Origin of the sequence: uncultured Campylobacter sp., assembly GCF_938041645.1 — a bacterium.
Classification (GTDB): domain Bacteria; phylum Campylobacterota; class Campylobacteria; order Campylobacterales; family Campylobacteraceae; genus Campylobacter_B.
The window spans coordinates 16,755-28,168 of the sequence record NZ_CALIST010000031.1 but is presented as its reverse complement, the minus strand read 5'-3'; the positions used below and the strand labels follow the sequence as shown (position 1 = coordinate 28,168).

4 protein-coding genes are annotated in these 11,414 nt (G+C 44.6%); 2 read left to right on the top strand and 2 right to left on the bottom strand.

Features of this window, described 5'->3' with window-relative positions; all coding sequences use genetic code 11:
• Positions 1–1,663 (top strand): menaquinone biosynthesis decarboxylase (locus Q0600_RS05025; RefSeq protein ID WP_298757649.1); only part of this gene is annotated, 1,663 nt, incomplete at its 5' end.
• Between the two features lie 251 nt (positions 1,664–1,914).
• Positions 1,915–2,589, top strand: coding sequence for a methionine ABC transporter permease (locus Q0600_RS05020; protein WP_298757646.1), 675 nt, complete (start codon positions 1,915–1,917; stop codon positions 2,587–2,589).
• 1,005 nt (positions 2,590–3,594) lie between these two features.
• Here the strand turns inward: Q0600_RS05020 and Q0600_RS05015 are convergent.
• Positions 3,595–9,066 (bottom strand): autotransporter outer membrane beta-barrel domain-containing protein, encoded by a 5,472-nt coding sequence (locus tag Q0600_RS05015; protein ID WP_298757644.1) that lies wholly within the window; start codon positions 9,064–9,066, stop codon positions 3,595–3,597.
• Between the two features lie 856 nt (positions 9,067–9,922).
• Positions 9,923–11,344, bottom strand: coding sequence for a Do family serine endopeptidase (locus Q0600_RS05010; protein ID WP_298757638.1), 1,422 nt, complete (start codon positions 11,342–11,344; stop codon positions 9,923–9,925).
• Positions 11,345–11,414: the final 70 nt, after the last annotated feature.

The window sequence follows — 11,414 nt, the reverse complement described above, 5'->3', positions numbered from 1 at the left end:
AAACGCGCAGGGCAAACAGATGCCGCCTGTGCTAAGCAATATTTTCGGCTCCTTCCCCGCTCTAAATTTAATCCTCGGCCGCGAACCTGACGAGATCGCCGCCGAGATTGAGAGCCTGCTAAAGCCGAAGCGTCCGCAAAACTTCAGCGAAAAGCTTGATTTTTTAGCACACTTAATCTCGCTGCGTAAAATTTTTGTAAAGCGCCTTAGCGGTCGCGGCGAGTGCCAGCAGGTCGCACATCTGGGCGCCGATGTCGATTTGGGCGAGCTTCCAGTTCTTAAGACCTGGGAGAATGATGGCGGCGCGTTCATCACGATGGGGCAGGTCTATACGAAGGATCTAAACTCGCAAACGCAAAATCTCGGCATGTATCGTCTGCAAATTTACGGGCGCGACCGCTTGGGGATGCACTGGCAGATACACAAAGACGGCGCGGGCTTTTTCGACGAATACCGCAAAGCTGGGCGAAAGATGCCCGTATCCGTGGCGATCGGCGGCGATCCGCTCTATATCTGGTGCGGTCAGGCGCCGCTGCCGAAGGGGTTTTTTGAGCTGCTGCTTTACGGCTTCATCCGCCGCAGCCCCGCTCGCCTCGTAAAATCGCTTACGAATGAAATTTACATTCCCGCAGACGCGGATTACGTGATCGAGGGCTTTGTCGATCCCACAGTAAGCGAACCGGAGGGGCCTTTCGGCGATCATACCGGATATTACACGCCGGTAGAGCCCTTCCCGGTGATGGAAGTTAGCGCGATCACGCACAAGCGTACGCCCGTACTTCACGCCACCGTCGTCGGCAAGCCGCCGCTTGAGGATAAATTTATGGGATATGCGACCGAGCGGATCTTCTTGCCGCTGTTTCGCACGAGCGCGCCCGATCTGATCGATTATAAAATGCCCGAGAACGGCGTATTTCACAACCTAATTTTGGCTAAGATCGCCGTGCGCTACCCGGCTGCTGCCAAACAGATCATGCACGCGTTTTGGGGCGTGGGGCAGATGAGCTTCGTAAAACACGCCGTTTTCGTACCGCAGGACGCGCCGAGCTTAGATGAGTACGAGGCGCTTACGAAGTACATCCTAAACCGCATAGGCGCGCGCAGCCTCGTTTTTAGCGAGGGTGTGTGCGATCAGCTCGATCACGCAAGCCCGAACTCCTGCTTCGGCGGCAAGCTCGGTATCGATGCGACGGCGGATTTAAGCTCGCAGGCGCCGCAAATTTTAAGCGACGAGGAGCTGCTAGCGAAATTTCAAAGCGAGGAGCCCGCTATTTTGGCGCTTAAGCAGCACTTTTGCGATACGAAAAACCCGCTCGTGCTAATAAACATAGACAAAAAAGAGCTCGTAGAGCGGAGCTGGCGTCGGCTTTTGAAATTTAGCGAGCATTTTAAAATTTTGATTTTTACCGATGCGAGAAATGACGCGAGCAACCTCTATATGAGCGTTTGGTGCATCGTAAACAGCATCGATGCGCTGCGCGACGTGTTTATGGCGCAGGACGATCGCATCTGCATCGACGCTACGAGCAAGCACGAGTGGGAGGGCTATACGCGCCGGTGGCCGCAGGAGACGCTCTGCAGCCGCGAAGTCGTGGCAAGCCTCATAGAGCGCGGCATCGTGCAGGATGAGCCCGAGCTATTTAAGAAATTTGAAATTTTTTGAGGGCGTGGAGCGAAATTTCGCGCGGATTTGAAATTTTAAAATTTTTCACTCTGATTTTAAGGGCTGCACATTAAATTTAGATAGAATTTCGTCTAAATTTACGAGTTCTAAGCGGTAAAATTTACCGCTTCGCGAGGGTTAAAATTTTAAGGCGCAAAATTTGCTGCAGCGAAATTTTAAAATTTCAAAAAATTTTAAAGCGGTGCAAAAGCTCGATATAGCGCAAGCAAGCACAAAATGAAAGGACATAAATGATAGAGTGGATACAAAATTTTTTTAGCGGAACGATTCCGAAGCTGCTGTTAAACGCGACGCTGGAGACGCTGTATATGACCTTCATAAGCACGGCTTTGGCGTTTATTTTAGGGCTCGTGCTCGCGATCGTGCTTATCCTTACGCGTCGCGGCGGGCTTTGCGAAAACCGCATCGTCTACGCCGTGCTGGACGTTGCGATAAACACGCTGCGAAGCTTCCCGTTTATAATTTTGCTGATCGTGCTCTTTCCGCTTACAAAGCTTCTTATCGGCACGAGCATCGGCACCACTGCGGCGATCGTGCCGCTTACTATCGGCTCGGCGCCCTTTATCGCGCGCCTAATCGAAAGCGCTCTGCTTGAGGTAGATAGCGGCGTGATCGAGGCGGCGAAGAGCTTCGGCGCGAACAAGACGCAGATAATCTTTCGCGTAATGTTCGTCGAGGCACTGCCTAGTATCATCGGCGCGATTACTCTGACGCTTATCGTCATCATCGGATTTACGGCGATGGCGGGCACGGTCGGCGGCGGCGGGCTCGGCGACGTGGCGATCCGCTACGGCTTTCAGCGCTTCCGCCCCGATATAATGGCATACACAGTCGTGATCCTGATCGTACTCGTGCAGATCATACAAAGCATCGGAAATTTACTCTATAAAATTACGAAAAAGTAGGCTTAAATCCATAGCTTAACGAGATATCAAATATTTTCTATTAGTATAAAATTGCAAAAAAGTAGATCTTAAACTTATAGACCGTTCATTTGCATAGCCTGTTTTGCTAAACTGTAAAATTATAAAAAATATAGGTTTACAACGCTATGAATACCGCTTGAAATTCTATATCGTAAGCAGTTAGATTTGCCTGCCGTCAAGGTCTAAATTTAAGGCTTTGTGTAGCTAAAGCAAAGCTCGTGCCAAGACTTGTTTCGCGTAGTTTTATAACAGGTCGCCTCTTTGAAGTGAACGATCAAAACTGCGCTGGGTAATTTTAAAATTCACAGGCAAGATTTAGGCGCAGAATTTTAAAATTTAATTGCCTAAAATTTAAAATTTAGCCCAAACCTTAATGAGAAGCGTGTTGAAATTTGAAATTCTAAAGCACGGAATTTTAAAATTTTAGACCTTGCGAAATTTTGCTTATAAATTCTAAGACAAGCAGTTTTAAAATTTTATAATTTTAAGTTTTACGTGATTTTTCTTATACAATTTCACTTTTACTTCGAAATTTCGTAGCTTACTTTTAAAATATAAAGCGCAGAATATAAATAAAAGGCACCGGCCTTAGCAATAAAGCCAATAATGATGGTATTGCCGCTTTGATAAGCTTTTTTGGCTTTGGTAAAAGAACCTAAGATTACGCCAGTTCTTTAAGCATAAGGCAGACTATGAAATTCCTCTGCGAATTGAGCCTAAATTCTTTCTTATTGAGGAATTTTAAAGCGGCATAGAAAGCGTAGAATTTTATGAATTATCTTGCGGCGCTTGCGGTAAAATTTTATGCGGGCGGATACAGCAAGTTTAATAAGATCATTATCGCATAATAGCGAAGCTATGAAATTTATCTAGTGCATAGCGTCTAAATTTAAAAAGGGGCGAGAAATCTCCCGCCCCTGAAATTAAGTATAGGATCTGAAATTTTATAGATGTGCAAGCTAGGGCCTACGCATCTATTAAAATTTAAAACATAATCTCAAACCCTGCATTGATAGCACCGCCTCTTGTCTTGCCTACGTAGCCCTTGCCTCCTAGGCTAAGGATAAGGTTTTTACTCTCATACTTATAGCCGGCTTCAAATACTCCGGTAGAGCCTTTTAAGCTAGGTTTAGGAGCGTCAAGTCCCATAGTAGATGCTTTAGCATCTCCGCTAAACTCATACTCGTATGCGCCTCCTACATATAGATTATGCTCATCTTTTAGATTTATAGTATCTCTAAGACCTGCTCTTACTCTATTAGATGTAACGCTATCAAAGTGATATCTCTCGCCAGAGCTTATAGAGGCATCTGCATCATCCGTGTAAGCATATAGCCATTTAGTATAAACGTCTAGCTTGTTACTTTGGCTTAGATCAAAGATCTGACCTATTCCTATATGAGTAGCCATATAGGTTGAGCTGATATCAAACTTCTCATTATGAGCTAATACTCCAGGAGCTATGGCATAGGTCCAGTCGTTACTATTGTAGTCGCTACTTATCTTACCTACATGAAAGCTTGCATCTAGATAGGTACCACTAGTAAAGTTTTGCTTTAGCATCAAGCCTCCGCCTATATACTCGCTATCTCCGTCTGCATGCAGACCGCTATCTAAGTAGCTATCGTAGTTTGCTTTTCCATATTCAACGAATACTCCGCTTAAGATATCTCCTGCGAAATTAGGAGTTAAGCTGGCAAGTCCTGCTGCTACTCCATAGCCTTTGGAATTTACGTGCGAACCAGTCTCATACCTTAGATCATAAGCTTCGCTTATAGCAAAAGGAAATAGCTCTAGGTGTCCGTCAGGTATTAGCTTATCTAGGTAGTTGGTGATTAACTCGCTTCCGCTCTTTAAGCTAGCTAAGCTTGCAGCACGAGTTTCGGCGAAGGATTTGGTATCGTCTTTTACCCTTCTTTTGCCACTAAATCTAAGATCTAGCGCTCTTCCGTTTGCATCTACCATACCGTAGGTCTCATACTCTATGGTAGCTCCTTGCTGAACCCTGGTTTGTAGATGCGAAGGATCAGGAAGCAGTAATCGTCCGCTTCCTTGCTTATCGATTAGATGGATAGTGCTGGTATCTCCTACATCTGTATTACCGCTAATGTAAGCGGTGATCTTACCTCTCATATTGCTTAGATCAGTATTAGCCGTAGGATCTGTTAGCGTAATCATCGAATCGCCGTCTTTAACGGTAGGTGGCATAAAGATATTGATATCGTCAAACCCTCCGATATTCTTGGCGGTGATTGAATTAGGCGCTGCCGGATTGGTAGTATCTTTACCTACGTTTAAAGTGCTTCCAGCTCCGCCGGTGATATCTCCGATATTATTGCCGCCGGTTAAATTTACGGTAGAGTTATTTCCGCCGTCGATATCTAAGCCGTTAAAATCCGTAGGGGTAGAAGGATCTTCGTTAACTACATTTATTACAGGATTTGGGATATTTCCGTATTTATTGATCTCTCCACCGTCGAATTTGCCGTCATTGGAAATTTTTCTTGAAGTAAGCTTGCTTCCTTGAATCAAGATAGATTGATCGTCACTGCTCTTAATTAAGCCTTTTAGCATTATATCGTAGGTGGTAGAGTTTTTAAGCGTAAACTCATTGGTCGTTTGCTTAGCCTTCTCGGTGAAGCCTGTAAAGGTATTGCCAGCATTGCGGATAAGGTGATACTCCTTACCCTCCTCTATATTTAAAGAGCCGTAGCTATCGCTACTTGGATCGTAATCTATTCCGTTTAGTTGGAACTTAGCATTATTGATATCGGTGTTGCCGGCAGTAGTTAAATTTAAAGCAGCGGTTGCAGCATTGCCGTTAGCATCCGAAATTCCGTCGAAGTTAAGAGCATTGAAATTCTTAATATCGCCTGCGGTTTTTTGAGTAGAGGCGTTATATACGTTTAAGGTGTTATTTGTGCCACCTGCACTGGATAGACCGTAGATAGTTTTATCGACTTTACCACCATAGAAATTTACGGTATTACCGCTACCGCTAGCCGCATATGCTGCGTAGACGTTACCAGCGACTTGCGTGTTGCTTAAATTCACGGTACTGTTTGTTGCAGAACCGCTAGCTTTTGAGCCGTATACATCGCCACCTACTCTACTGCCTTGTAGATTTACAATGTTTTTAACTGCATTGCCGTTAGCTGTCTGTGCGCCGTAGACATTGCCGTTAATGGTGGTATCATCAGTGGTTACCTTATTATCATGAACGTTTCCATTAGCGTTATAGCCTGCACCGATATTTCCGTTTACTACCGCACCTTTTGAAGTCTCTTCAAAGCTTAGATGGTTGTCGTGAACATCTTGGGTTCCGCTATCACCATAGCCTGCATATACATCGCCAAATCCCGTTCCACCTTTGATCGTAGTGTAGTTATCATGGATAGTATTAGGCGTTTCGGTATCTTTGACGTCGGCTCTACCCGAGCTTATGTTTTTGCCGCCTAGATTGCCTGCGCCTTCTTTTACGATTACGGTGTTTCCTTTATTGCCGAATAGCTCAGTAGCGCCCGCAGTTTTATTGCTAGCTTGATTTTTGGTTAGCTCGCTGCTATCGAAATCGGCATCGCCCCAAGCGTCGGTAATGGTGCCTTTTTTGTAACTAAGCTCTTGATCATTATTTTGCTTTCTAAAAGTCTCGCCATCATATTGATAGTGATATTTGTCTGTGATAGTATAGGTCTGGTCTTTTTGGACACTTCTATCGTTGAAATTTATAGTGCCGCCGTTAGTCTTTTTAACGAGTGTGTATGTGGTGCCGTCTTTGGCATTATTTACATTGACGTCAGTACCAGTTAGATCAGTAGTACCCGAATCCGTAAGTTTGATCGCAGGATTACCTTCATTATAGTTGTTAGGCAGATTGAAATTCATCTTTAGCTTGCCGGAGCCTGATTTTTCGATATTTTTTGCAGTTATATTGCCCGGCACTAGTGGATTATTGCCGTCTTTGCCTACGTTTATAGTATCATCATCATTGGCTTTTATCGTGCCGATATTATCACCGCTTACTAGATTTATCGTGGCTTTAGGAATGGCATTCGTATCGATATTTAGCCCACCGAAATTCTCCGGTGCATTTGGATCTTCGCCTACATCGATAGTAGGATCCTCACCTGCAGGTCCTTTGTATTTATTAAATTCGCTTTGGTCGAATGTTCCGTCGGTGATAGTGCGGTTGGTTTTCTTTTTGCCTTGGATTACGATGGATTTTCCGTCATCGTCCTCCATCAAGCCCTTTAAATTCATCGAATAGGTAGTAGCATTTTTGATAGTAAATACATTATCGGTGTGCTTGACCTTTTCATCAAATTTTTCAAATTTGGCTTCATTATGGATCAGATAGCGCTTCTCGCCGTCGCCTATCGCGTAAGTATCTACATCATAATCATGGTCGCCAAGCTGAAATTTAGCCTTATTGATATTAGTTTTAACCCCGTCCGTGATTTGAAGTGCGGCTTTGCTTGCATCGGAATATGCATTTGATATGTTTTGGAAATTTAAAACATTAAATCTAGCAATATTGCCCGCTTGATTTGGATTGCTAGCGTTTGAAGCATTTATCAAGGTGTTGCCGCTGCCGCTACCGGTGCCGTATAAGCCGTAAATCGTGCCGGTGACGGTGCTATCTGATAAATGTACCGTATTATTATTGCTATTTGCCCCCACAGCCTCCGCGCCGAAAACATCTCCCGTTACGGTGGTATGATCCCATAAATTTACACGGTTACCCGATGCGGAGCCCAACAACATAGCATTGCCGCCTTTGACTTGTTTACCACCCTCTACTTTAGAATTTGACAAGGTTAAAACGTTTCCCGTAGCATTACCTTTTGACGTAGTTCCACCAGAAACGTTGTCGTTAAAGGTTACTCCGGTTGCAGAGAATTCATTGCCGCTGACGCCTTGTTCGCCGCGTCCGCCCAGAGCAGGACCGTTTAGTGTTCCGCCGGTTATTTGGACGTGGTTATTGTTTGCCGTTCCGCTGCCGCTACCGATTTTATTGGTTCCGCTGATTACCTGATTAACGGTCTTATTTGTTAAATCCGCTACTACCCAGTTAGCCTCGGCCTTGCCTTTTTCGCTTATACCGCCGATGATATCATGACCTATCGTAGCGCCTTTTTTGATATCTACTTTGGCGCCCGTAACCTCGCCATTAACGCTGTTTCCGCCGATGACATCGTGGCTCACTTCGCCACCGTTTAGAGTTACTTTGGTGTTTGAAATTTTGCCGTTAACGCTGTTTCCGCCGATAGCATCTTGTGCTACTTTGCCTCCGCTCATTTCAACGTAGCTACTTTTTATCTCTCCATTTACGTTGCGGAAGCCGTAAGCGCTACCTCTTATCTCGCCGCCTTGTATTTCCGCATGATCGCCTTCGCTCGTAGCGACGTGAGTAAGATTAGGAGTTGCGACGTGGTTGCCGCCGAAGCCTCCGTGTACATCGCCTATAACCGTTCCGCCGGTAATCTTAGAATAATTGTTTTTAGATACGGCAGCCATATATGAGCCTGTAGTGGATTCGACCTGTCCTGCCTTTAACTCCACCCAGTTACCGATTGCTGTAGTCTTGCTTCCGACGTCGATACCTTTTTTCGTAGAATTGGCGCCCGTTATATTTTGAAGCTTAGCATCGGCGTTATTTATGACGACATAGTTCTCCTCTAACGTACTAACAAAATTTGGAGATACGGATACTGCGCCGTCTATTTCTTGATCGGTATTTAAGACTACAGCGCCCGTGATATTGACGCCATTGCCTTTCGCGGAGCCCCCTTCGTGTATGGTAGCGCCCTCTATCCTGCCCATATCTATTTTCGCCGCACCGGTGATATTTACCGTATTGTTATTCGCAGAGGCACCATATCTAGCGCGACCTCCCGATACCATCGCTTCAAAGTTGAGTACACCCGCATTATCTCCGATTATATGGCTATTGCCTTCGATATTTACGGTGTTGCTGACGGCATTTCCAGTATATCCTGACTGTCCCGCCCAAGTGCCGTTGCCGCCGAGGACGGCTCGATTAACGGTTGCATTTATTATTCTCACGGTATTGCCGGTTGCGCCTATACCTTCTCCGCCTATTATAGTAGTAGCGGTAGCGCTGTTTTGAACGATGATCTTATTTCGATCGGCGGATTTCGTAGGTACGACATTAGGATCGCCCATGCCGCCGCCGTATATGGTATAAGAAGACATATCGACACCGCTAGGATCGCCCGTACCCGTAATAGTTACTATATGATCACTAGAAGCGCCAGATACCACACCCTCGTAACCACCGGAATAATAGGTAGTGGTGCCAGAGCGATGCAGTTTATTACTACCGCCGCCGGTTACCGTCGCTTTTGCATTGTCGGCTAAAGCTTGCATCGGCATCAGTGCTAGCGTAGCAGCGATGCTCAGACCTGAGATAATCGGTATCTTAATATCTTTCATAGTTGTAATCCTTCGTAAAAAATAAAAACTATCCATTATACTATAAAAATACCTATTTACAATAAATTTAATACAATTCCTAACAAAAATTAGCTTAATGCGAAAAAATCGGTATCGCGATGTGACGTTTTCGATAATAAAGTAAAATTTCAGCTTATTTTTGTTATCGAAGCTTAAACGAAAAATTACGATTACAAAATGATGGAATTTTAAAATTCCGACTTTAAAATTTAGCCAGCGGGATTCCCAAGAAGCGACGCTGCGAGAAAAGCGCTAAAATAAAAAGGCGGCAGTTTCTGATAATGAGAAGTAGGGTAGGACATAGATTTTATAAAATTTGGATTTGTAGAATTTAAAGTGAAGTAATATACAAGAGGAATTAAAATTTGAAGTAATTTCAGGCTAGAAGCACATACTTTTGCGGTATGTCGTTGGCAAAGAGATTAAAATTTAAAAGCAATTTCAGGCGAGGCGATAAAAACGATAAAGTAGCGGCGTGGAGGGTTAAATTTTAAAAATTCCAAGTGAAAACAAAAGCAAAAAAGCAAAATTCTAAAAATTTCAAGCGAAATTTGAGCTTTTAGCGGTATTTTGAAATAGCAGAGGGCTTTCAGAGGCGCTTGAAATAACAGAGAGCTTCCGGCAACTTTTAATGCCTGCCAAAAGCCCATCTTTATAGTTTATTATGTATCTTTTGTGCTCGAAAGCTCGAAATTTCGCTTATCAGAAAGTTCAAAATCCCAAAAACTTCTGCTGGCTTACTCGCAATGTTCCGCTAATGCTTTGAGCTGGGCTCGCCGCGGTTAAATTTTAACGCTTGCGCGTTTTCTCGCAGCTAAAGCCTGGCGGACCAAGCTTAGCGGATTACAAGACCTTGTGGAATTCCACGTCTGATAACCCAGACTAGGGTCTTTTTGCCCTTGTAATCTTTGATATAACGATCAAAGTCGTCTGAGCTTTTGACATCGTTTTGACCGACTTGGATGATCACGTCGCCTACCTCAAAGCCGTAATCATCGGCTTTTGAGCCATCTTTGACGCTTAAGACGAGGGCACCCGAGACATCGTCGTCGAGGTTATATTTGCGGCGCAAGCTGTCATTTAACGTCCTTAGCTTTAGCCCCTCTATTGCGCTTTTTGAGTCCTCACCGGCTGAGCCTAAGGTGGTGGAGTCTGATTTCATCGCGTCTAGCTTGATAGTCGTGCTCTTGCTTTTGCCGTCGCGTTCAAATTCTACATCCACTGAGCTTCCTGGAGCCATTGAGCCGATTAAATTTTTTAGCTCGTTGGCGTTTTTGATATATTTGCCGTTTATTTTGGTAATCAAATCGCCGCGCTTGATGCCTGCTTTATCGGCAGGCATGTCTTTTTCGACGCTTGAGATTAGCGCGCCCTCTTTGCTTTCATAGAGCTCTTTTTGATCTTTAGACATATCTGAGATCGTAACGCCTATAAAGCCACGCTCGATCTTGCCGTTTGTGATGAGCTTTTCAGCGATCTCTTTTACCATATTTGATGGGATCGCAAAGCCTACGCCGTTATTTCCGCCGCCGCGACTTAAAATAGCGGAATTTATCCCCAAAAGCGCGCCGCGGCTATCCACTAACGCGCCGCCCGAGTTGCCAGGATTGATCGAAGCGTCGGTTTGGATGAAATTTTCATATTGATTTAACCCGATATTGTTTTTATTTAGCGCTGAGATTATGCCTTGAGTGATGGTGCCGCCCACGCCAAAAGGATTTCCGATAGCAAAGACGATATCGCCCTCCATGGCCTTGGACGAGTCGGCAAATTTAACCGCAGAGAGATTTTTTTCGTCGATTTTAATGATTGCAAGGTCGGTTTTGGGGTCGGTGCCGATTACCTTGGCTTTATACTCTTTATCGCCTTCTAGTAGTGTAACTACGATTTCGTCGGCATTTTCTATTACGTGATTATTTGTGACAATATAGCCGTCTTCGGAGATGATGACACCAGAGCCTAGTGAGCTTCCCTCGCGCTCTTGTTGTTGCGGAATGTCAAAGTCGAAAAATTGCTTAAAAAACGGATCGTCAAACATCTGTGACATCGGGCTGTTGCCTGCTTTGATCTTGGTTTTAGTTGCAATATTGACGACGGATTTTTTCACGTCCGCAACGGAGCTGTGATACGAAAGCACCACGTCTTGATTAAAGCCCGGATTTACGCGCTCATAATTGCTTGGAGCTTCTTTAATGTCGATATTAGCGCCAAAAAGCGCACCTGCTAAAGCTATCGATATGATGATCGATTTTTTCATTTTTGCTTCCTTTGTGATAATGAAATTTTGGCGGAATTATAAATTTTGTCCGCTAATATATTCCTAACGC

What these genes read in the sequence shown, in the direction of transcription:
- Q0600_RS05010 (WP_298757638.1), bottom strand. Translation starts at nt 11,344, where the DNA reads ATGAAAAAATCGATCATCATATCGATAGCTTTAGCAGGTGCGCTTTTT.
- Q0600_RS05015 (WP_298757644.1), bottom strand. Translation starts at nt 9,066, where the DNA reads ATGAAAGATATTAAGATACCGATTATCTCAGGTCTGAGCATCGCTGCT.
- Q0600_RS05020 (WP_298757646.1), top strand. Translation starts at nt 1,915, where the DNA reads ATGATAGAGTGGATACAAAATTTTTTTAGCGGAACGATTCCGAAGCTG.